Raw genomic sequence first — 20,458 nt, 5'->3', positions numbered from 1 at the left:
CCAAGGTAAAATTGCAGAAATCGATCGGGTATTTTCTCGTGATGGATTTGCTTAAAAATATGTGCAAGATGTCCTAGTTGTGAAAAAAGCTGAATTGATTGATTGGCTAGAGCAAGGGGCTTGTCTCTATATCTGCGGCAGTTTAAATATGGTTAAAGCGGTAGATGCCACTTTGCAAGAGATACTGGGCATTGAACAACTGCATACACTGCGTAAAGCAGGTCGTTACCGCCGTGATGTGTATTAAAAATAATGGCTATTCAATAAATAAAGTAAAAAATCCTCCAAACGTGGGGGATTTTTATGTTTTCTGAATTCATTCAGCATTTATGCCTCACATATATTTTAAAATTGTGCTGAAAAATATTTGAATGACAATTGCATATTGGATGTACAACATCTACTTTAAATTTAGCTGAAGTAACTTTTAAACGTATTGAAAAATAACAGCTAAAAGCGATAATTCATTAAATGACTCTTTTAAGAAAGTTTATTTTCTTTGACGGAGGAAGTTTAAGGATTACTTTTATAAAGAGAACAACATGCTAAAAATGATCATACGCCCAGCCTGTGTAGAGGATGTTGATGGAATCGCGGCAGTCATTGAACCATTTGTCGATGATGTTATTTGCAGTGAAGAAGGTCGTGAGCGCTTTAAGCCCCACATGCTCAAACATATTTTTGAGCGTGATTTAATCCATTATTTTGTTGCTGAAATAAATCAAGAAATCGTTGGCAATGTAGCTTATGTGCATCCTGCACATCTCATGCATTTTTTCTTGAAACCTGAATATCATGGCCAAGGTTTTGGACGTCAAATGTGGGAGTTTATAGAAAGCGTAATAATGCAGCATGAGCCTGAGCATATTACGGTAAATTCGAGTTTCTATGCTTTAGAAATTTATAAAAAATTTGGCTTTGAGATTGTAGGTGAATTAACTCAGCAATGGGGAATTCACTACATACCTATGAGAAAGCAGGTAACTAAACCTATAAAACATTGAAAAATATTAAATCTTATTTAAAAATCATTAAATAAAAATTAATTTTCCAGAGCATGATGAGATAGTTTTACAAAGACATTTCATCATGACGCTTTAAATTTATCAATAATTAAGTATAGTTATACCATTAAAAAATTACTAGATTAAACAAACAATGAGAATGCATATTTTTTTAAATTCCTTACTTACGATGTATTGTTCAATTTCAATATTTATGGTCATTTTTATATATTTTTTATCTAATTGGCAAATATGGGAAAAACATTTTACATTCATTAGTTTAATATCATTCTTAATACTGGCAATTTGTTTTTACTTTAAATATAACGAAAAATTGAATGATGGTAATATTTTATTCAAGCAGTTGCCAATGAAAGTACGGCTACCAATAAGAACTTCAACTATATTATTTTTAAACCTAAATTTTGGTTTTATCTTGTTTATATTGGCAGTGCTTACAATAGTAATTACTGCTTATATCTGGTTTATTACACTTTGTATTTTTATTATTTGGAATGCAATAATTTATCATCCTCATATTTGGTTTGTAGATTCTATTGATTTAAAACAAGATATAAAAAATAAAACAAATGAATTTGAGAGTGTAAGACAGGATAAAGGTGATTTTGAATATTTTAATGATGGTTTCACATACACTATAACTGGGCCTGAAATAAGCACTAAAACTATATTATGGAAAGATATTCAAAGTATAGATGTCGTACGCCAAAATATTGGAACCATTGATGAGATTCAACTCTATATATTGTGTTCAAATACAATCATTTATATTACGGATAATACACCAGGTTATTACTATTTCATTGATCAATTGCATCAGAATTTTCCAGAAATAGATGAAATTTGGCAAATTTCAATCATTGCAGATGATTCAGGGCAACCATTCAATATTTTAAAAAATGGCAATGGTCATTGATATGAAAAGCTATTTAGCCATCTATGACATTGGCGCATAATTTGCTTGCTTCTACCTAATTTTTTTACTGTTTGATATAACAAATTAGGAAGTTGAAGTGACTACAGGCTACTTACGTGGACAAAACTTAATTGACCAGATCCAACAACAGGATTATTCCAGAGACCTAATTGGATATCATGGTAATGTTCCTCAAGTCGTATGGCCTAATCAGGCACGGATCGCAGTGCAGTTCGTGTTGAACTATGAAGAAGGTGGAGAAAACCACATCGAACATGGGGATGCAGGATCAGAACAATTCTTATCCGATATTATTGGAGCGGCCAGTTTTCCTGCCAAACATATGTCGATGGACTCGATGTATGAATATGGCTCCAGAGCCGGTTTTTGGCGGATTCATGAAGAATTTAAAAAACGTGATTTACCTATGACGGTCTTTGGCGTTGGTATGGCTTTAGCGCGCAATCCTTATATCGTCGAAGCGATCAAACAAGCCAACTATGATGTCGTTTCACATGGTCAACGCTGGTTACATTATCAGGATATGCCGATAGAGCTGGAACGTCAGCACATGGATCAAGCGATTAGTGTGCTTGAAGCTTTATTTGGAAAGACGCCTATTGGCTGGTACACAGGGCGTGACAGTCCCAACACACGTCAGCTATTGGCTGAATTTCCGCAAATTAAATATGACTGTGATCACTATGGTGATGATTTACCTTTTTGGAGTCATTTGACGAATGAAAATGGTCTAACCCGTCCTCATTTAATTATTCCTTATACACTCGAAAGCAATGATATGAAGTTTTGTTCACCGGGTGGTTTCAACAGTGGTGAACAATTTTATCAATATCTTAAAGATGCTTTTGATGTGCTATATGAAGAAGGTGAAAGCGCGCCAAAAATGTTATCGATTGGGATGCATTGTCGTATTTTAGGGCGACCAGGCCGTTTTAAAGCACTACAACGATTCTTAGATTATGTGCAATCACATGAAAAAGTGTGGATCTGTCGCCGTGGTGATATCGCGGAACATTGGTATACACATCATGCAGTCTAATAAAAAAATAGTTGGATAAAGAGGAGCTTAGCTCCTCTTTTTTTAGGCCTGTACATAGGTAACTGACATCATAGACCTAGGTTGGCACTGATATTGCAAAACTAAATTTGAACAATCATTCAATAATTTTAGGCGATTTTATAGTGCAACTTGTTGAATTTAATAAAGCATCCGAAGCAGATGTAAAAACTTTTTTAAAGCACTGTGTGCAAATTGAAGGCTGGGCAGAACACATTGTGGCGCAGCGTCCTTATACCTGTGTCACGCAAATCACAGAGCAAGCAGTAAAAGCTGCAAATGCTTGGACTTGGGATGAAATCAAAAATGCTTTAGATAACCATCCACGGATTGGTGAAAAAAAGGCACAGGCAGAATTAAGTTGTTTGGAACAACAATTTTCAAATCAAGAACAGTCTGAAATTTCAGCAGATGAAGAAACTCAATTTGCATTGCTCAAAGGCAATGTCGCGTATGAGAAAAAGTACGGATATCTCTTTTTAATCAAAGCTTCTGGCCTCAGTAGTGAAGATGTACTACAGGCACTGCAATATCGATTATTGAATGATCCTGAAACTGAAAAACGAATTGTTCATCATCAATTGGCTGAAATTGCCTTATTAAGATTAAAACAGGAGCTTAGCGCATGATTAGCTCACATATTTTAGATACCAATCTGGGTAAACCTGCAGCGAATGTCCACATTCAATTATTTAATGCACACGGAGAGTTACTAGGTTCAGCCCAAACCAATGCAGATGGTCGCGTCAATGATTTTGCGCTGAAGGACTTTACAGCAGGTGCTTATAGCCTTGAATTTGCGACTGCTGAATATTTTCAGACTTTAAATACCGAAACCTTTTTTCCGAAAGCTGTGATTCATTTTTATGTAAAAGATGCCTCGCAGCATTTTCATATTCCTTTACTCATCAGCCCATTTGCATATTCAACGTATCGTGGCAGCTAAGAGCAAAGTTAAAAAATAGGGGATATAAAAATGACAGAACAAGATAAAACAGATTCACCAGAACATGAATATTTAGGCGCAGGGAAAAGCCTTGCCTATGGTTTACAGCATGTATTAACCATGTATGGCGGTATTATCGCTCCGCCATTGATTATTGGTACAGCCGCGGGACTTGAACCTGCGCAAATCGGTTTATTGATTGCGGCGGCGCTTTTTGTCGGTGGCTTGGCGACCATACTACAAACCGTAGGTGTGAAATATATCGGTGCAAAATTACCCTTAGTACAAGGTGTTTCATTTGCAGGTGTGGCGACGATGATTGCCATAGTAACCGCAGGCGGTGGGCTTTCTGCTGTTTATGGCGCGGTGATTGTTGCATCCCTAATTGGCTTTTTCCTAGCACCTTATTTTTCAAAAATTATTCGTTTTTTCCCACCGATTGTGACAGGCTGTGTGATCACCGTGATTGGTCTTTCATTGCTTCCTGTAGCGGTACGCTGGATGATGGGGGGCAATAATAAAGCACCAGACTGGGGAAATGCTGAGAACATCAGTTTGGCATTTTTAACTTTGGGTATCGTGATTGCGCTGAACTTAACCCGTAATGCAACTATCCGACGTTTATCAATTTTGTTGGCCATTGTCTTCGGTACGGTGCTGGCTTATGCCTTTGGTTTTGGCGATTTTTCTAAAGTTGCAAATGGTAACTGGATTCAATTTCCAAGCTTCTTTGCTTTCGGTATGCCAACTTTTGAGTTAAGTGCCATTATTGCTATGTTGATCGTGACTTTAGTGATTATGACTGAAACGACAGCAGATATTATTGCCGTTGGGGAGATTGTTGGTACTAAAGTGGATGCTGAGCGTATTACCAATGGCTTACGTGCAGATATGTTATCTAGTGCAGCAGCGCCAATCTTCGGCTCATTCATGCAAAGTGCTTTTGCACAAAATGTCGGTTTAGTAGCGATTACTGGCGTGAAAAGTCGCTTTGTTGTCGCAGCGGGTGGAATGATTTTAGTCGTATTAGGCGTTCTGCCAATTATGGGGCGACTGATTGCAGCGATTCCTGTCCCTGTATTAGGTGGTGCTGGTTTAGTTTTGTTTGGAACGGTTGCGGCAAGTGGTATTCGTACCTTGGCGAAAATTGACTATAACGAGCAAAAGAACCTCATCATTGTTGCGACTGCGATTGCAGCAGGGATGATTCCAATTATCGATCATTCTTTCTACGCAAACTTCCCGAAATGGGTGCAAACACTCTTTCATTCAGGCATTAGTTCAACTTGTTTGATGGCGATTATTTTAAATATTGTGTTCAATCATTTGAATTTATTTAAAAATAAAGAAGTGACTATGAGCAAAGATCAGGTTAAAAAACCAAGCATGGCGATAGATGTACAACATTAATCATTGGCAATCTTGGGTCTTGAACCACACGATGATTCATAGAATATAGTTTGTATAGAATAAATAAAGCCCTTTGAATTGAGGGCTTTTTTAATGCGTTATGTTTAAATTAAATAATATCAAAAGATGAAATTAATTATGTATTAACAATTGGTTAAGTGATTTTTAGTCTATTTAACTGTAAGTGTTTAAGCTAAAAATACATTAATTTGAAATGTGAATAGGCGTTTGGAACTGGAACACATCACAATTATGTCCAATGCCAATACGATCGATGACGGCAAAGCTACTGGGTGCTTCGAGTGTCAGGAGAGGATGATGCCATGTTCCTGCACGATAGTTGACTCCTTGGCTCCCATCAGTGATGAAAGCACATAGCTGTGTAAGATCAGGGCTGTGATCATCCAACGCAGGTGCAACTACCACTAAAAAAGCCTGCGCTTGCATTGGAATAAACGCTTGTGAGCCGTTGGGATGACGCTCCAACATCGAAATCGTAAAAGGCAATTCAGTGGTTTTGATATTTCTAAAGATGCTAATTCCAGCAACCGCATCACCTGAAATTTCTGTTTCCACGAGGGCATGATATCGCTCTGTATGTGTGTCATTGATGTGGAAAAAATCATGTCCAGTCGTGCAAATGACCTCTCCAAAAGGCGCAAAGCCTTCAATACTTAGAGCTTGTATTTTTATGCTATGTGTCATGTTTAGATATCTTAGTAAGGCATTTAATTAAAAAAATTGAAACCATACACATAGGAAGCACGAAGGCTTCCTATTTTATCTATATTGCAATTAAGGATGTATTTTTCCCCATAACCGTATGCGACTAATCCCCCCGTCAGGAATCATATTGATGCGGATATGCGATATTTTTTCATGCTTTAAAATCTCACTGACGAAGCTATGAATGTGATCCATCTGCATGTCTTGTGCGTCGAGCAAAAACGGCCAGAACATACTTTGCGGAATCAGTTGAGGGTCAGTGGCATCTTCCACATAGATCGCTTGTATGGAAACCTGCGCAGGGAAGTTGCCTTTAAAATGGGCAGTATCAATATCAATTTTCTCTATTGCACCAGATTGACCCAAAGCCAAAATACACCAGTCAAAACCTGGTGCACGGCGACGTTTAGTTTCCCAACCATCTCCCATATTGATACCACGACCAGGGTTAATTAAGTTTCGTGGATGTCCAAAATGAGCATCACTATAAGCAATTACGCGTCCACCATTTTCCAGTGCAACAAGGTCTAATGTGCTCGTACTGTCTTGAATTTGAACCTGAACTTCACCATAGACTTTAAATCGTGCAATACCACCGTCTGGATATATATTTAAACGTACATGGGTAAACACCTGATCATTTGAGACCTTCAATATATGGTGTTGGCTCGGGCCCAATACGGTATTGTCTAAGATATTGACCCATGCTGCCTGTGCTAGCTCACCACTTGGTGCAAAACAGGCTTCAACTGATGCGGAAGCTGGATAATTCCCTGTAAAGAATGTTGTATCAATATCTAAGGCTTGAATTCGTCCAGCAACACCGAGTTGGATGATTGCCCAATCATAACCTGCATGGCGTTTACGACGCGTTTCCCAACCATCCATCCATTTGCCATGATCATCAAATTTATCTTCGACGAAGATAGGTGCATTAAATTGAAGCATGCGTTTTGCTTCTGCAAAAAAATCATCTGAACATTCAAGTATTTTTGCACCAATACGGTCATCTGCTAAATTTGTAAGTGTCTGTAATTGTGCAGGAATATCAAAACTTGGTGCGAGTAAAGTCGCCATATATAAAATCCATTCACTATTTTCATTTAAAACATATGCATTTTGTTTTTAGTGTTAAAAATTTAACATTTGATAAAAACTAGCATTTACACGTGTTTAGAAGCACAGCGTGTGCCAACTTTAGATTTTTTTATTGTTTGTTTGAAAAAATGGCATGCTTTTCGCTTTTTAGGAGAAAGATATTTAAAAAAACACAGGGGAGTTATAGATGGACATTACAATTATTGGTGCAGGTATGGCGGGCCTAACGACAGGGATCGCTTTGAAAAAATTTGGACACCAAGTAACCATCTATGAACAGGCAGAACAAATTTTACCTGTTGGAGCCGCTATTTCTTTATGGTCTAACGGTGTCAAATGTTTGAACTATTTGGGGCTAACCGAACAAGTCGAAAAGCTCGGTGGCAAGATGGATCACTTAGCCTATATCGATGGTTTAACGGGCGATGTTATGACACAGTTTAGTCTGTTTCCTTTAATCGAAGAAGTTGGTCAGCGACCTTATCCAGTTTCACGCGCAGACTTACAAAATATGCTCATGGATGAATTTGGTCGTGAGAATATTCATCTAGGCAAAAAAATGGTGAGCTTCTCAGAACAAGATGATCAAGTGATCACCCGTTTTGCTGACGGAAGTGAGGTTCTGGCTGATTTATTGGTTGGCGCCGATGGTACACATTCATTGACACGGGCGTATGTATTGGGGGAACAAGTTGAGCGCCGCTATGCAGGTTATGTCAATTGGAACGGTTTAGTCGATATTTCAGAAGAATTTGCTGCGGCAGATCAATGGACGACATTTGTAGGAGAAGGTAAGCGCGTTTCGCTGATGCCCGTTGCCGACAACCGATTCTATTTCTTCTTTGATGTACCTTTAGCAGCAGGCTTAGAAAATGACCGCACACAATATAAGGCCTTATTTAAAGAATACTTTAAAGGTTGGTGTGAACCGGTTCAAAAGCTAATTGATGCTGTAGATGCCAAAAAAACCAATCGGGTAGAAATTCATGATATTGAACCTTTTGCAGATTTCTACAAAGGTCGTGTGGTGATAGTGGGTGATGCAGCACACAGCACAACGCCTGATATTGGACAAGGTGGTTGCCAAGCAATGGAAGATGCAATTTATTTAGCTCGTTCTTTGCAAATCAATACTTTGGGCTTACAAGATTCATTGCGTCGTTATCAAAATAAACGTAATGAACGTGCTAATGAATTGGTTCTGCGAGCGCGTAAACGTTGTGATGTGACGCATATGAAAGATGAAAGTGTGACGCGCGAATGGTATGCAGAACTGCGTAAAGAACAAGGCAATCATATTATGAAAGGCATCATTAGTAATATTGTAGGCAATCCATTGGATTAAAAAAATAAACTAATAAAACTTTAGCTTTCAGCAGCCAGTACGGGTTATTCGCACTGGCTTTTTTTTAAATAATTATTTGCTATTACAACGCCAAAATATTGGTTTTAGGGGGTCATGGATTTTAAATTGATTTTAATTTCTTCCATTTTTTCCACCAAATGATTAATCATGATCTGAGAAATTCGAGAAGTTTGGCGCTTCGATGCGACACATAAAGCAATGGTCAAACTGTGCAAACCTTTTTCACGGATCGGTTTAAAAATAATCTTATTATTCTCAAGCAATGGCAAAGCATCCATATATGACATCAAACTGATGCCTAATTGTTGTTGAATCAATGACAGTATCATTCTAATGTCATTACATTCGATCTTTTGAATCGGACTAAACTTATGATGTTTATATAAAGTCTGTACATATTCACTAATAATGAGTGGATCACTCGGCAAAATATGCCGTTCATTTAACGTATCTGAAAGATAAATTTTATCCATTCCACCCAGGGTATGATGCGGCGACATCACAAAGCCCAACGGAATTTCTATAAAGGATAAAATCTCTAATTGGCTATGGCTTTTAGGATTTAAAATAATGCCAAAATCTAATTCTGCATCAACGATTTTTCTGGAAATATCTTCACTGCTATTCATGCTGATGTTGAGGTTGATCCACGGATAAGTTTCAGCCATCTTTTGAATACAGTCGACAACAAAGCTATCATTCAAAGCCGCAATAAAACCCATTTCAATGTTTCCTCGGTTTAAACCTTGGATTTCATCAAATCGAGTTCGTGTCAGTTGATATTCTTTTTGCCATTTTAATAAATCGGCATACAGTAATTCACCCGCGAGCGTCAGTTTTAAGCCCTGAGGTAATCGTTCAAATAGGGCAACCCCCAGTTCTTCCTCTGCCAAAACGATTTGCCGATGTACTGCTGAGACTGAAATAAAAAGTTGTTCAGCAGCTTTGCGCAGACTTCCAGTCCGTGCAACCGCCATAAAATATTCAGAAAATCTAGAAAAGGTAATCGACATACAAGCTTCAATCTCTATCGCGTGATTAGCGAATTATAATGTTATGCATTTTAAGCGATATTCATGCCAGCTTTATCAAATCGTGCAGAGATCAATGCTTATTGTTCTAAAAAACAGAACAATCTATGCAAATCATTCTAATAGACAGAAATGTGTTTAGATTTTAATTTCGACTTAGAAAATAAGGATTTAGCAAAATTTAAATAGTGCTAAATGCTAAAGAAATATTGAAAATGTCGAGATGAACTATGAATGCCATTCCAGTACTCAATTTATTTACCCAACCTCAGTGCAGTACATTTGATGCCAACGACTGGAATATTTTGGCGCAGCATTGGTATCCCGTTGCACGTGTAGAAGATGTTTCGACTGAACCGCAACAAGTGCAATTACTCGATGTAAAAATGGCGTTATATCAAACTGAAAGTGGAAAAATTCATTTAGTTCGTGATATCTGTCCACATCGAGGGGTGCCATTAACCAAAGGCTGGGTCAAGGGTGAAGACATCATTTGTCCATACCATGGTTTACATTATAACGGCGCAGGAAAGTGTGTAAAAATTCCTGCACAGCCTGAGTTGACACAAATTTCAGAGCGTTTTTCATTAACTAAATTTCCAGTCGTATTGAAATATGGATTGGTGTGGACCAGTTTATTTAACCGAGATGAATCTACGGCCAATTTTCCAGATTTAGACACGTGGGATACAGAGCCGCACCAATCTATATTGCCACCTTATGTAGATATTGGTGGTTCAAGTGGGCGTCAGCTCGAAGGCTTTATTGATGTTGCACATTTCGCATGGGTGCATCATGAGAGCTTTGCAGACCGTGAAAATCCTAAAGTACAAAAATATTCGACAGTACGTACGGACTATGGACTACATACAGAATATCTTAGTGATGTGAGTAATTATCCGCATGGCTTACAACATTTAGCGCCAGAAGATTTTTTATGGAAAAGAACGTTTGATGTCTATCCGCCATTTTCTGCAATTTTAACCATCGATTTTCCTGAAAATGGAGTGTTAAAAATATTAAATGCCTGTTGTCCTGTATCGCATAATAAAACCCGGTTATTTGTGCCTTTAACTCGTAATTTTGATACCACAGGCGATTTACAAGCGGTCTATGATTTTAATGCACAAATTTTTGCTGAAGATCAGGACATGGTGGAAAGTCAAAAACCTGAGGAATTGCCACTGGATATCAGTATGGAGGCGCATTTCGAAGCAGATCGCTCATCGACAACCTATCGTCGAATATTAGCCGAATGGGGGCTAAGCAAACGTTATACCGTTTAATTTTTATTTTCGAATAATTTCATTCTTGGTTTTCATACAAAAAAAGCGACTCAATCGAGCCGCTTTTGACTTTGTACATAAAGGATTAGTTTACACGTATCCATGTTTGGCTGCGTCCAAGCGCAGATACACCAATATAGCCACGACCATTCAAGGTCTTGCCGTCATTCGACATTTTGGCATTGAAACTATAGGTTTTACCATTTTTCGGGTCAGTAATTTTACCGCCGTCATAGGTATTTTTACCGGTATTTTTCAAACCATTCACGATTTGCACACCGAGTAGTGGTTTATTGTGGAATTTACCTACACATTTTTGGCAGTTTTCTGCTTCACCCGGGGTGAGTACATCAACGATTTTTGCAGATAAAACGCCCTTTGATGTTTCATTAAATTGAACTACAGATAAAGGTTTTTTGGTTTGGTCATCGATGGTTTTCCATTTAGTACCATGCAATGGATCAGCAGCCAAAGCTAAGCTAGACACCAGTGACAAACCGATTAGGCTAAGAGTTGTTTTTATCATTTTAGAACCTCTATTGAACATAGTAAGAGATGTGCATCCCTGATCTTCCAAAGGGTGGATACACAAGACTTGGAAAATTACAAAGCATCAGCCTTGTTGTCTTCAAGGGCTATATTCACAAAAAAATAAGTATATATTGTGGATTTTATATACTGATTTTGAATATGTAGAATCTGGATCGTGTAGAAAAATAGAATAAATGTTGAGCTTTGTTTATAACATTTGGGATTTGTATCACTTTTATAAATATCAAACGCTGTTTGAGCTGAAAAATTTAGAGCTACAATCCCAAAAAAAGCCGGAGCTAAAAGGCTCATTTAAGTTTTCAATTTTTGCTCTAATCATGTTGAATTACATTAATTTGATTTGAAGCAATAACGCTAAAGAGCTATGTATAGCATTCATATTTTACAATTAAATAAAATCATTTCATTCATAGATCAGTTCTCGTTAAGCTTGTGTTATGAATAATATGAAAATGCAGCTTGTTCACTGAACGAGATTAAGTGTGTATAGGAATAACGATGAAAAATTTTAACAACAAAGTCGCAGCCATTACTGGAGCAGGTTCAGGTATTGGGCAGCAGTTAGCCATTCAACTGGCTCAATCAGGTGCGCATCTAGCATTAAGTGATCGCAACCTTGACGGTCTTGCACAAACGGCTGAAATGATTAAGCACACCGGTGTGAAAATAATTCAGACCCAATTAGATGTGTCTGATCGTGCCGCTGTAGAGCAATGGGCGGCTGCAACCCAAGCTGAATTTGGCCAGGTCAATTTGATCTTTAATAATGCAGGTGTCGCGTTAGCCAGTACTGTAGAAGGTATGCATTATGATGAAATTGAGTGGATTATGAATATTAATTTCTGGGGCGTGGTATATGGGACAAAAGCATTTTTACCGTATTTAAAACAAAGTGGCGATGGACATATAGTTAATATTTCCAGCTTATTTGGTTTGACGGCTCAACCGACTCAAAGTGCCTATAATGCAACGAAGTTTGCGGTACGAGGTTTTACTGAATCTTTACGCCAAGAATTAGACTTGGAAAATGCTGGAGTCAGCGCAACTTGCGTGCATCCGGGTGGGATTCGAACCAATATTGCAAATAGCGCGCGTATGAGTGACAGTATTCGTGCGTTAGGGATGAACCCAGATAGGGCAACCAAAGCATTTAATAAAGTGCTAAAAACACCGCCTGAAGTCGCAGCAAAAGTCATTTTAGATGCGGTAAAGCAGAATAAACGTCGAGTTTTAATTGGTAATGATGCCAAAATTATTGATTTAATTCAGCGAATTGCACCTACACGTTATACCCAAGCCATAGATCTACTTAGTGGTAAGAAAAAACGTAAATAATTCAAAGATAAGTAAAAAAGGGATGATGCAACATGATCCCTTTTTTATCCTATAGAGCTCTTAATTTCGAATATTGAATTTTTAAGTTTAAATGACAAGAAAATCAAAAAATTGAGTTTTCGATTAAACAAAGAAGATGTAGTGTTCCATCTTCTTTGTATTGGCAATGCGTTTGGACATTATGAACTTTTAGAATCTTGAGTCGTTGTCATCGGTGCTTGTGTGGCTACTCGTTGGTGCTTGTGTGGCTACTCGTTTGGTCAAAATGACATGTGCAGCGACACCGATATAAATCCCCCAAAATACTGAGCTTAGCCCTAAAAAATGCATACCTGAGGCTGTCGCTAAAAAAGTGATTAGCGCCGCATCACGGTTGGCCTCATTTTTCATCGCAACGGACATGTTTGTTCCAATCGCACCTAATAACGCTAAACCTGCAAGTGCAGCGACCAACTCTTTAGGTAATAGGCTAAATAACATGACAATACTGCCTGCAAATAAGCCGCCTAAAATATAAAAAATACCATTGGCAATACCAGCTATATAACGTTTTTCTTTTAGTTCATGTGCATCTTTGCCCATACACATGGCTGCGGTAATAGACGCTAAAACAATGGTAATGCCTCCGACACATGCTACAGCGAGCGAGGCAATACTGGTCGCAGTGATAATGGGCTTAGCTGGCGTGTCATATCCACTTAGTTTCATGATCGCCATCCCCGGAAGGAATTGACCACTCAGACTGACTAAAATTAAGGGAATCGCCAAATTTAAAGTCGAGTTCCAAGTCCAAACTGGAGCAATAAACTGCGGTATAGCGAGTTGAAAATTCACATCAACAGGATTAATTTTTCCTAATGTAAAACTCAGGATGACACCAGTCAGTAAGACCCAAATCATCGCGTAGCGTGGCGAAAGTCTTTTCGATATGAGAAAGACCAATAACATGCCAAAGACAATGATCGGCATACTATCTGTCGCAGTGAACAGTCCAAGTCCAAACTGAAATAAAATACCTGCCATCATTCCCGCAGCGACATCTTGAGGAATCCATTTTAAGAGTTTGTCAAAATAGCCAGTGATGCCAATCAAGAAAATAACAATAGCGGACGTGATATAAGCTGCTATGGCTTCATTCAGTGAAATATTCGGAAATAGGGTGACTAAAAGGGCTGTACCGGGCGCTGACCACGCGGTAATCACCGGGGTTTTATATTTAATAGAGAGATAAATACCCGCCAGCGCAGCACCAATAGAAATCCCCCAAATCCATGAAATCATCATGGCTGGGGAAACTTGAGCTTTTTGTGCGGCTTGGAAAAAAATAATCAGTGGGCCTGAATATGAAATCAGCACGGCTAAAAATCCTGCAACCGTCGCTGAGATCGACCAATCTTCTTTTAATGTTTTTAACAGGGGTGCCATCGCTTTTGCCTCCATGCGACTATGTCAATGAGCCTGTTGAATTAAACCAATGACGGTATAGCGTTTAACCTTGATCTCCACCACCAACAGGGACGACTGTTCCTGTCATATAAGATGAATCATCGGATGCCAAAAATAAGATGGCATTCACTTGTTCCTGAATTGTGCCATAGCGTCCTAAGAATGTACGGTCAATGGTTTGATCGACCACGTCTTGCATCCATTGTTTTTCATGATCTGACAATGGATTGGTATTTCTTGGTACTTTTCGTGGTGGGGCTTCTGTACCACCTGTGGCTACGGCATTGACTCGAATACCATCTTTGGCATGTTCAAAAGCGAGTGCAGCGGTTAAGCCATTGACCCCACCTTTTGAGGCTGAATATGGCACACGGTTAATACCACGGGTTGCAATAGAAGAAACATTTACAATCGTCCCTTGCTGATTTTGAATCATTTCAGGTAACACGGCTCGGCAGCACCACATAGTTGGAAATAATGAACGATTAACTTCCTTAATGATTTCTTCTTCTGAAAACTCTTGGAAGGGCTTCATCCAAATCGCACCGCCAACATTATTGATCAAGATATCAATTCGGCCATATTTTTCAATGGCTTGGGTAGCAACTGCTTGAGCGCCTGCAAATGTTTCAAGATTGGCTTTAACAATAATGGCATCGCCATTATGGGCTTGAATATCGTTCAGCGTCTCTTCAACAAAATCTGAGAGATCTGCCAATACCACTTGAGCGCCTTCTCGGGCCACTTGGAGTGCAACTCCACGACCGATACCTTGAGCGGCACCGGTTACGATGACAACTTTATTGCTAAATCTGGCTTGTTCTGACATTAAACTATTCTCCCTTAATTCGCTGAGAATTTTTCAAACAAAAAGTTTGCAGGTTTAACGCCTTCGGTATCTAACCAGCCACGTACCGCTTCGACCATCGGTACAGGACCACAGAGGTAAATATCTACATCGCCGTTGTTTAACCAATCTTTTTCAACATGACTGGTTACATAGCCTTTACGTTCATGCTGTGACTCAGGGTGAGCGACCACAGTACGGTATTCGAACCACGGGAGTTTGCTTTGTAATTCATCGAGCTTGTCTTTTGCCACGATGTCAAAGTCATTGGTTACGCCAAATACAAGACGAACAGGTTGTTCAGAACCTTTTTCTTCAAGCACTTGTAACATGGACATAAACGGCGCAATACCTGTACCACCTGCAAGCATGACCACAGGGCGGACAACATTACGCAGATAAAAACTACCAAAAGGTCCTTTGAAGGTCATTTTGTCGCCGGCTTTCGCATCGGCACTCAGGAAGGTACTCATTTTGCCTTCAGGGACATTACGAACCACGAAGCCTGTTAAACGATTGCCCGGCTTTGAACTAAACGAATACGAACGAGTTTCTTCAGTCCCCGGAATGCCGACATTGACGTATTGACCTGCCAAGAAGTTAATGTCAGGTTGACCTTCATCCAGTTGAATATCAAAGGTAATCGTAGAATCCGACATATTTTCAACACGAGACAATGTGCCTTGAAACTCATGAATTTCAGTTTTACACACGTCAGATGATGCACTGATTTGGAAAACCGCATCTGAACTAGGACGACATTGGCAAGCTAAAATATAACCTTGCTCTGCTTCTTCGGGGGTTAAAGCGTCTTCGATATAAGATTCTTCAGGCATGTCGTAAGTACCCGACTCACAAAATGCACGGCATGTCCCGCATGCGCCATCACGGCAATCTAGAGGGATATTGATTTTTTGACGATAGGCTGCGTCGGATAGGGTTTCACCTTGAGCAACACTAATAAAACGAGTAACGCCATCTTCAAATTGAAGTGCAACATTATGGTTTGACATGGCTGAATATCCTTTTGAAAATCTGGTATAACGTGTCCTTTCAGCCAAATATCCTTCTGGCTGAAAGTTAAACCTTGCTTAGTGAAATAAGCTTTTATAGGTGATAAATATCAATAACTTGGTTGATATAATCGTTTTTAAGAACAACATATTTACTGAGGATTTTTGGCTGCTCGCCTGAAAAATCAATTTCATAACGTGACATGCCAAAGTAGCTATAGTTGGTTTTGTAGCGGAAACTTAAGGTGTTCCAGTTAAAACGCACCGTGACTTTGTCGCCATCACGTTCAACAATCTCTACGTTATTAATGTTGTGGCTAGTTCGTGTATCCGGCATCGTGGCAGATGAACGCTCAGTTTTAATGCGGAAGACACGGTCTTCTAAACCTTGACGGTCTGGATAATAAATCAAAGAAATCTCAGACTGTGGATCTTCCGTTAGGCGGTCGTCGTCATCCCAAGCTGGCATCCAAAATGATGCAGTTGGGGCATAGCACGCTAGCCATTCATCCCACTGTTCATCATCTAAAAAACGCGCTTCACGGTAGAGGAACTGAGATACAGCTTCAATGCTTACGCTGTCTAAATGTGCAGTTGCATTCATGCGACATCTCCTTGTTCATTTGCGACTTGTTCTGCCAATTCTTTTTCTTCAGCAATGGCATGTTTCATGGTTTTTAACCAATATTGATGCTGAGCAAGGTAAAGACCTTCATCTTCGGTTTTGATGCCACTTAATAGCGGTTTTAATCCAATTTCATTGGCTGCATCATCCGGTCCATGAATCCAGTGTTTTGAACCACGGCACATGTCGTTCCATTCCAGTTCAATCCCTGCATAACCTGCTTGGCAGGCACGGAATTCTTCTAAATCGTCAGGTGTTGCCATGCCTGAAGCATTAAAGAAGTCTTCATATTGACGAATACGACGTGTACGTGCTTCTGGCTCTTCACCGACAGGGGCGATACAGTAAATGGTGACTTCAGTTTTATTGACAGAAATCGGGCGTAAAACTCGAATTTGTGAACCGAATTGATCCATCAAATAGACGTTTGGATAAAGACAAAGGTTACGCGAACGCTCGATCATCCATTTCGACATCGGTGCGCCGAATTTTTCGGTATATTCATCGGCTTTGCTAAAGTTTGGACGGTCTTCTGGGTTTGCCCATTGTGTCCATAACAACATGTGGCCACTGTCAAAACCATAAGAACCACCACCTTGCTTGCCCCAAGAACCCGCACTCATGGCACGAATATTATCTGCAGCTTGTGCTTCTTTACGGTGCTGTGTGGTGGCTGCATAGTTCCAATGCACGGCTGAAACGTGATAGCCATCTGCGCCATTTTCAGCTGTCAGTTTCCAGTTACCTTCATAGGTATAGGTAGATGAACCACGTAAAACTTCTAAACCATTTTCCGACTGACCTTCGATCATGTCTATAATTTTGGTGGTTTCACCTAAGAATTCTACTAGACTTGGCACATCAGGATTTAAGCTGCCAAATAAAAAGCCTTTATAACTTTCAAAGCGTGCGACTTTTTTCAAGTCATGTGAACCATCTTGGTTAAAGCAATCTGAATAACCCGCTTCGGCAGGGTCTTTAACTTTGAGCAATTTACCTGAGTTATTAAAGGTCCAACCATGGAATGGACATGTATACGTCGCTTTGTTGCCTTTTTTATAACGACATAACTGTGCGCCACGATGTGAGCAGGCATTGATCATGGCATTCAGTTCACCATTACGGTTACGTGCAATGATGATCGGCTGGCGACCAATATGAGTTGTGTAATAATCATTGTTATTTGGAATTTGGCTTTCATGTGCTAAATACACCCAGTTACCTTCAAAAATGTATTTCATTTCAAGATCAAATAACGCTTGATCGGTAAATACTGAGCGGTGCAGTTTAAATTCACCAGTGTCAAAATTATCGACAAGAAGTTCATCAATACGATCTAGATGGCTGGTGTTAATTACAGGAATACGTGGCATGTCCATTCTCCGACTGTCCAATGAGGGGATAGTCGCCGAGTTGTCAAACTTGGATGAGACAGCTCGGCTTCCTTAGATTGAGTAATTAAGCGCTAGCGCGTCGACGATCAACTTCAGTATTTGGTGCTGCAGCTTGTTCTTTAACTAACTCAACATTAAAGCTAATGTGTTTAAACGGCTGGTTTAGACCACGACGTGCAATTTCAGCTTCGTCTGTGATATCAACAGCAGTTGCCACCAGACCATCACGAGTTGCAAAGGCAAAGTCGTCCCAAAGGTATTTATCACCTTCGATGTTGAATTGAGTGGTTAACTTGCGGTAACCCGGTGCAGAGATAAAATAATGTACATGTGATGGACGGTTACCATGACGGCCTAATTTGTCTAAAACAAATTGGGTTGTGCCTTCTGGAGGACAGCCATAACCAACTGGCATCGTAGTTTGTGCAACATATTTACCGTCTTGGTCAGAAAGAATGGTACGGCGAAGGTTGAAGTCAGATTGAGACTTATCAAAGAAAGAATAGTTACCTAGGCTGTTGGCATGCCAAATTTCAACTTTAGCGCCTTCAATGATGTTGCCTTCGGTATCTGTTACTGTACCTTCAATAAACAGAGTTGGAATTTTATCGGTTTCCGTACCATCATCCATACGAGCAAAGCCCACTGATTCAGGTGCGCCAGCCACATATAAAGGGCCTTCAATGGTACGTGGTGTACCACCTGTAATACCTGCTTTCGCATCAGCTTCATCGGCACGTAAATCTAGATAGTGCTCTAAACCTAAACCAGCGGCTAAAAGACCTAATTCGTTCGCTTGACCCGCATCTGTAAAATACTCTAGACCTTTCCATAGTTCAGTTTGAGTAATATCTAGATCTTCAATCGCTTGGAATAAATCACCCAATAAACGTACCACAACTTGTTTTACACGTTGGTCAACAGGCCCTGTTGCTGTATCTACGTTCATTTGTTTAACCAGAACATCAATCTCTTGACGGTTCATACTATATCTCCTTAAGTATGCATTTAAGTATGGGTGGCTATCACTCGATAAAAGAGGTCTTTGGCTGCCACGTTCCTTGTTTGGTTGTCTAACAATACTTTTTAAGTTGTTTCGTGTAGCAGCTGAAGTTTCTTTCAGGTATGGGCTGCACGATGTTTTTGATCTGTTGGATGGGATTAAATTTGCTTAATCCTGTCTATGTGATATACCTTAAAAGAATAAAATCTTCACGTCGAAGATCAAATTTGCATTTTATTATACTTAATAGGTATTGATAGCCATGGAACTAAGACACTTAAGATACTTTGTCGCGGTGGTTGAAGAGCAGAGTTTTACCAAAGCGGCAGAAAAACTATATATAGCTCAACCACCTTTGAGTCGGCAGATTCAAAATTTGGAACATGAGCTTGGAATTCAGTTATTTGAACGCGGTAGCCGTCCGCTTAAGACTACAGAAGCAGGCCAATTTTTTTATCATCATGCTTTAAAACTTTTGTCTAATGCAGAAGAAATTAAATCGATGACGAAACGAATCGGTTTGACAGAAAGAACAGTGACAATCGGTTTTGTGAGCTCTTTATTGTTTGGTTTACTCTCGAATATATTGTATTTATTTAAACAACAACATCCACATTTAAAAATAGAAATGGAGGAAATGGCCACCACAGAACAAATCAAAGCATTAAAGGAAGGTCGTATAGATGTCGGCTTTGGGCGTTTGCGTATTTCAGACCCCGCGATTAAACGAGTTTTACTGCGTGAAGAACGCTTAGTAGTTGCCTTACACGCTAGTCATCCTTTGGCACAAAAAAAGGAAGGAGTCTATCTTGCAGATCTGATCGATCAACAATTGATTTTTTACCCAAATCACAACAAACCAAACTTTTCGACCCAAGTGCGTGGCATATTTTCAGAGTATGGTTTGGAACCTAAAAAAGTACGTGAAGTACGTGAATTACAACTGGCACTGGGCTTTGTTGCAGCGAACGAAGGGGTTTGTATCACCCCAATGAGTGCCCAAAGTGTGCAATTAACACACTTAACCTTTGTTCCGATCTTAGATGAAGCCGCGATTAGCCCTGTATTTATGGCTGTACGTAATATGGATGAAAGCGAAGATATTCGTGGTTTATTTGATAGTGTTTATCAAGTGTATGATTTAGAAGCGATTCCATATGATCGTGCTGTGTTTTGAGTATGCTATCGTTAGATGTTCAGATGAACTGCAGTCATGAAATGATCTATTTAAATAAAGAGGAATCAAGGGATTAATTTGTATTTAACTTTTTAGGTATACAAACATGCCTAATCGGTTTTGGACATTAAGCACCAACTTATTCATTGTGAAAAGCGAATTTTACAAGCTTCACAATTAGGAG

The 20,458-nt window shown here is 39.3% G+C and carries 21 protein-coding genes; 11 read left to right on the top strand and 10 right to left on the bottom strand.

Going from position 1 to position 20,458, the window contains the following annotated elements:
• The first annotated feature begins 79 nt into the window (after nucleotides 1-79).
• The 7 genes from LXF01_RS08915 (at nucleotide 80) to LXF01_RS08885 (ending at nucleotide 5,375) form a co-directional block, all read left to right on the top strand.
• Nucleotides 80-247 (top strand): hypothetical protein, encoded by a 168-nt coding sequence (locus tag LXF01_RS08915; RefSeq protein ID WP_180041432.1) that lies wholly within the window; start codon nucleotides 80-82, stop codon nucleotides 245-247.
• Between the two features lie 304 nt (nucleotides 248-551).
• Complete coding sequence (locus tag LXF01_RS08910; protein WP_180041450.1) at nucleotides 552-1,004, top strand: GNAT family N-acetyltransferase; 453 nt, start codon at nucleotides 552-554, stop codon at nucleotides 1,002-1,004.
• Nucleotides 1,005-1,374: 370 nt separating this feature from the next.
• Entirely contained in the window at nucleotides 1,375-1,941 is a 567-nt protein-coding gene (locus tag LXF01_RS08905) for a hypothetical protein (protein WP_233944065.1), read from the top strand.
• Nucleotides 1,942-2,038: 97 nt separating this feature from the next.
• On the top strand, nucleotides 2,039-3,001 hold the full coding sequence (gene puuE, locus LXF01_RS08900) for an allantoinase PuuE (protein WP_233944058.1): 963 nt from the start codon (nucleotides 2,039-2,041) through the stop codon (nucleotides 2,999-3,001).
• Nucleotides 3,002-3,144: 143 nt separating this feature from the next.
• A complete protein-coding gene (uraD, locus tag LXF01_RS08895) occupies nucleotides 3,145-3,648 on the top strand; it encodes a 2-oxo-4-hydroxy-4-carboxy-5-ureidoimidazoline decarboxylase (protein WP_180027189.1) in 504 nt (167 codons plus the stop codon).
• Nucleotides 3,645-3,965: a hydroxyisourate hydrolase gene (uraH, locus tag LXF01_RS08890; RefSeq protein WP_168379624.1), complete on the top strand. Its 321-nt coding sequence runs from the start codon at nucleotides 3,645-3,647 to the stop codon at nucleotides 3,963-3,965. The genes uraD and uraH overlap by 4 nt, the downstream gene beginning before the upstream one ends.
• Nucleotides 3,966-3,995: 30 nt before the next feature.
• Complete coding sequence (locus LXF01_RS08885) at nucleotides 3,996-5,375, top strand: nucleobase:cation symporter-2 family protein (protein ID WP_233944051.1); 1,380 nt, start codon at nucleotides 3,996-3,998, stop codon at nucleotides 5,373-5,375.
• 204 nt (nucleotides 5,376-5,579) lie between these two features.
• Here the strand turns inward: LXF01_RS08885 and LXF01_RS08880 are convergent, their stop codons facing one another.
• Nucleotides 5,580-6,080, bottom strand: a complete 501-nt coding sequence (locus tag LXF01_RS08880; protein ID WP_180022856.1) for an ureidoglycolate lyase — start codon at nucleotides 6,078-6,080, stop codon at nucleotides 5,580-5,582.
• A 90-nt stretch (nucleotides 6,081-6,170) separates the two neighbouring features.
• Nucleotides 6,171-7,178: an allantoicase gene (alc, locus tag LXF01_RS08875; protein WP_180162653.1), complete on the bottom strand. Its 1,008-nt coding sequence runs from the start codon at nucleotides 7,176-7,178 to the stop codon at nucleotides 6,171-6,173.
• 208 nt (nucleotides 7,179-7,386) lie between these two features.
• Here alc and hpxO point away from each other — a divergent pair, with 208 nt between their 5' ends.
• Nucleotides 7,387-8,544, top strand: a complete 1,158-nt coding sequence (gene hpxO / locus LXF01_RS08870; RefSeq protein WP_168379620.1) for an FAD-dependent urate hydroxylase HpxO — start codon at nucleotides 7,387-7,389, stop codon at nucleotides 8,542-8,544.
• 104 nt (nucleotides 8,545-8,648) lie between these two features.
• Here hpxO and LXF01_RS08865 read toward each other — a convergent pair whose 3' ends face one another.
• Nucleotides 8,649-9,578 carry a LysR family transcriptional regulator gene (locus LXF01_RS08865; RefSeq protein WP_180059846.1) on the bottom strand — a complete coding sequence of 310 codons (930 nt, stop codon included), beginning with the start codon at nucleotides 9,576-9,578 and terminating at the stop codon, nucleotides 8,649-8,651.
• Nucleotides 9,579-9,826: 248 nt separating this feature from the next.
• Between LXF01_RS08865 and LXF01_RS08860 the strand changes: the two genes are divergently transcribed.
• Nucleotides 9,827-10,882, top strand: a complete 1,056-nt coding sequence (locus tag LXF01_RS08860) for an aromatic ring-hydroxylating oxygenase subunit alpha (RefSeq protein WP_168379618.1) — start codon at nucleotides 9,827-9,829, stop codon at nucleotides 10,880-10,882.
• Nucleotides 10,883-10,967: 85 nt separating this feature from the next.
• Here the strand turns inward: LXF01_RS08860 and LXF01_RS08855 are convergent, their stop codons facing one another.
• A complete protein-coding gene (locus LXF01_RS08855) occupies nucleotides 10,968-11,408 on the bottom strand; it encodes a DUF2147 domain-containing protein (RefSeq protein WP_168379617.1) in 441 nt (146 codons plus the stop codon).
• 524 nt (nucleotides 11,409-11,932) lie between these two features.
• Between LXF01_RS08855 and LXF01_RS08850 the strand changes: the two genes are divergently transcribed.
• A complete protein-coding gene (locus tag LXF01_RS08850; RefSeq protein WP_233944050.1) occupies nucleotides 11,933-12,769 on the top strand; it encodes an SDR family NAD(P)-dependent oxidoreductase in 837 nt (278 codons plus the stop codon).
• A gap of 189 nt (nucleotides 12,770-12,958) precedes the next feature.
• On the opposite strand, the gene benE is transcribed toward LXF01_RS08850, so the two are convergent.
• The 6 genes from benE to catA all read right to left on the bottom strand — a co-directional run bounded on the left by benE (nucleotide 12,959) and on the right by catA (nucleotide 19,079).
• The gene (gene benE, locus LXF01_RS08845; RefSeq protein ID WP_180178459.1) at nucleotides 12,959-14,194 is read right to left on the bottom strand and encodes a benzoate/H(+) symporter BenE; all 1,236 of its coding nucleotides are present in this window, start codon (nucleotides 14,192-14,194) and stop codon (nucleotides 12,959-12,961) included.
• 64 nt (nucleotides 14,195-14,258) lie between these two features.
• Nucleotides 14,259-15,044, bottom strand: coding sequence for a benzoate diol dehydrogenase BenD (benD, locus tag LXF01_RS08840; protein ID WP_233944048.1), 786 nt, complete (start codon nucleotides 15,042-15,044; stop codon nucleotides 14,259-14,261).
• A gap of 14 nt (nucleotides 15,045-15,058) precedes the next feature.
• Complete coding sequence (gene benC / locus LXF01_RS08835) at nucleotides 15,059-16,075, bottom strand: benzoate 1,2-dioxygenase electron transfer component BenC (protein ID WP_078190731.1); 1,017 nt, start codon at nucleotides 16,073-16,075, stop codon at nucleotides 15,059-15,061.
• Between the two features lie 94 nt (nucleotides 16,076-16,169).
• Nucleotides 16,170-16,679 (bottom strand): benzoate 1,2-dioxygenase small subunit, encoded by a 510-nt coding sequence (gene benB, locus LXF01_RS08830; protein WP_168379612.1) that lies wholly within the window; start codon nucleotides 16,677-16,679, stop codon nucleotides 16,170-16,172.
• Nucleotides 16,676-18,073 (bottom strand): benzoate 1,2-dioxygenase large subunit, encoded by a 1,398-nt coding sequence (gene benA, locus LXF01_RS08825; RefSeq protein WP_168379611.1) that lies wholly within the window; start codon nucleotides 18,071-18,073, stop codon nucleotides 16,676-16,678. The genes benB and benA overlap by 4 nt, the downstream gene beginning before the upstream one ends.
• Before the next feature lie 85 nt (nucleotides 18,074-18,158).
• Nucleotides 18,159-19,079: a catechol 1,2-dioxygenase gene (gene catA / locus LXF01_RS08820; protein WP_233944046.1), complete on the bottom strand. Its 921-nt coding sequence runs from the start codon at nucleotides 19,077-19,079 to the stop codon at nucleotides 18,159-18,161.
• Between the two features lie 280 nt (nucleotides 19,080-19,359).
• Here catA and LXF01_RS08815 point away from each other — a divergent pair, with 280 nt between their 5' ends.
• Nucleotides 19,360-20,274 (top strand): LysR family transcriptional regulator, encoded by a 915-nt coding sequence (locus LXF01_RS08815; RefSeq protein ID WP_180022865.1) that lies wholly within the window; start codon nucleotides 19,360-19,362, stop codon nucleotides 20,272-20,274.
• Nucleotides 20,275-20,458: the final 184 nt, after the last annotated feature.

Origin of the sequence: Acinetobacter sp. SH20PTE14, assembly GCF_021391555.1 — a bacterium.
Classification (GTDB): Bacteria; Pseudomonadota; Gammaproteobacteria; order Pseudomonadales; family Moraxellaceae; genus Acinetobacter; species Acinetobacter amyesii.
The sequence above is the reverse complement of the archived record's forward strand: the minus strand, read 5'-3'. Positions and strand labels throughout refer to the sequence as shown.

Bases quoted from the DNA above. Each gene is read 5' to 3' on its own strand.
- catA (WP_233944046.1), bottom strand. From the start codon at position 19,079: ATGAACCGTCAAGAGATTGATGTTCTGGTTAAACAAATGAACGTAGAT.
- LXF01_RS08815 (WP_180022865.1), top strand. From the start codon at position 19,360: ATGGAACTAAGACACTTAAGATACTTTGTCGCGGTGGTTGAAGAGCAG.
- LXF01_RS08855 (WP_168379617.1), bottom strand. From the start codon at position 11,408: ATGATAAAAACAACTCTTAGCCTAATCGGTTTGTCACTGGTGTCTAGC.
- LXF01_RS08880 (WP_180022856.1), bottom strand. From the start codon at position 6,080: ATGACACATAGCATAAAAATACAAGCTCTAAGTATTGAAGGCTTTGCG.
- LXF01_RS08860 (WP_168379618.1), top strand. From the start codon at position 9,827: ATGAATGCCATTCCAGTACTCAATTTATTTACCCAACCTCAGTGCAGT.
- LXF01_RS08885 (WP_233944051.1), top strand. From the start codon at position 3,996: ATGACAGAACAAGATAAAACAGATTCACCAGAACATGAATATTTAGGC.
- LXF01_RS08910 (WP_180041450.1), top strand. From the start codon at position 552: ATGATCATACGCCCAGCCTGTGTAGAGGATGTTGATGGAATCGCGGCA.
- benD (WP_233944048.1), bottom strand. From the start codon at position 15,044: ATGTCAGAACAAGCCAGATTTAGCAATAAAGTTGTCATCGTAACCGGT.
- benE (WP_180178459.1), bottom strand. From the start codon at position 14,194: ATGGCACCCCTGTTAAAAACATTAAAAGAAGATTGGTCGATCTCAGCG.
- LXF01_RS08905 (WP_233944065.1), top strand. From the start codon at position 1,375: ATGAAAGTACGGCTACCAATAAGAACTTCAACTATATTATTTTTAAAC.
- uraH (WP_168379624.1), top strand. From the start codon at position 3,645: ATGATTAGCTCACATATTTTAGATACCAATCTGGGTAAACCTGCAGCG.
- benC (WP_078190731.1), bottom strand. From the start codon at position 16,075: ATGTCAAACCATAATGTTGCACTTCAATTTGAAGATGGCGTTACTCGT.
- LXF01_RS08865 (WP_180059846.1), bottom strand. From the start codon at position 9,578: ATGTCGATTACCTTTTCTAGATTTTCTGAATATTTTATGGCGGTTGCA.
- LXF01_RS08850 (WP_233944050.1), top strand. From the start codon at position 11,933: ATGAAAAATTTTAACAACAAAGTCGCAGCCATTACTGGAGCAGGTTCA.
- benB (WP_168379612.1), bottom strand. From the start codon at position 16,679: ATGAATGCAACTGCACATTTAGACAGCGTAAGCATTGAAGCTGTATCT.
- alc (WP_180162653.1), bottom strand. From the start codon at position 7,178: ATGGCGACTTTACTCGCACCAAGTTTTGATATTCCTGCACAATTACAG.
- benA (WP_168379611.1), bottom strand. From the start codon at position 18,073: ATGCCACGTATTCCTGTAATTAACACCAGCCATCTAGATCGTATTGAT.
- hpxO (WP_168379620.1), top strand. From the start codon at position 7,387: ATGGACATTACAATTATTGGTGCAGGTATGGCGGGCCTAACGACAGGG.